This is a genomic window from Mesorhizobium sp. M1399, assembly GCF_040317735.1.
In the GTDB taxonomy this organism is placed as follows: domain Bacteria; phylum Pseudomonadota; class Alphaproteobacteria; order Rhizobiales; family Rhizobiaceae; genus Mesorhizobium.
Genome location: NZ_JAMYKZ010000077.1, coordinates 1 through 747 on the forward strand (window position 1 = coordinate 1; position 747 = coordinate 747).

Below are 747 nucleotides of genomic sequence, written 5' to 3' on the forward strand. Positions count from 1 at the left end.
GGTAAGATGCGGTTTTCGGAGGAATTGATGCATTACACACTCCATGCTGCGCCAGGCTCTTGCTCTTTTGCACCTCACATCGTCATGGAGGAGATTGGAAGGCCCTATTCGCTGGCGTTGATGTCGCCAGGTCATCCCGAAGCCAAGACCGACGAATTTCACCGCTTAAACCCGAAAGGGCGAATCCCTGTTCTCATTGCCGACAATTTCACTCTCACTGAAGCGCCGGCAATCTTATTTCACCTGGGCCTGACGAATCCAGACGCGCGGCTCCTGGGAGCGAATGCAGAAAACATCATCCGTTCCATCGAATGGTTTAACTGGCTATCGAGTGCGGTTCACGCGGTCGCCGTCCGAATGATCTGGCGCGCCGACTTTTTCTTACCGGATCAATCGATGTACGAGCCCTTGGTTCATAAAGGAAAGGAGCACTTGGCTTCTGCGTTTGCCCTTATAGAATCCAAGTTGACGGACCGAGATTGGGCCGTAGGAGAGTCCTATTCAATTGTTGATCCGTATTTGCTCGTATTCTACAGGTGGGGAAATCGTATGGCCGTTGACATGCGAAATACCTACCCAGCTTGGACCTCTCATGCACGTCGGTTGGAGGAGCGAGCGGCTGTGCAACGAGCCTTAACGCAAGAGGGAATATCCCTCTGGGAGTAGCTGTCGCGTTGCCGAATCCAAAAATTCACAAGACCATCGATCCTACGCGGTCGTGCTTAAATGTCTGGTAGCGTTGTTTAG

Annotated in this window: 1 protein-coding gene; it reads left to right on the forward strand. The window is 52.2% G+C overall.

The features are described from left to right. A partial coding sequence (locus NKH05_RS32985; RefSeq protein WP_353027105.1) for a glutathione S-transferase family protein occupies positions 1-666 on the forward strand: 666 nt, incomplete at its 5' end. Positions 667-747 lie beyond the last annotated feature (81 nt).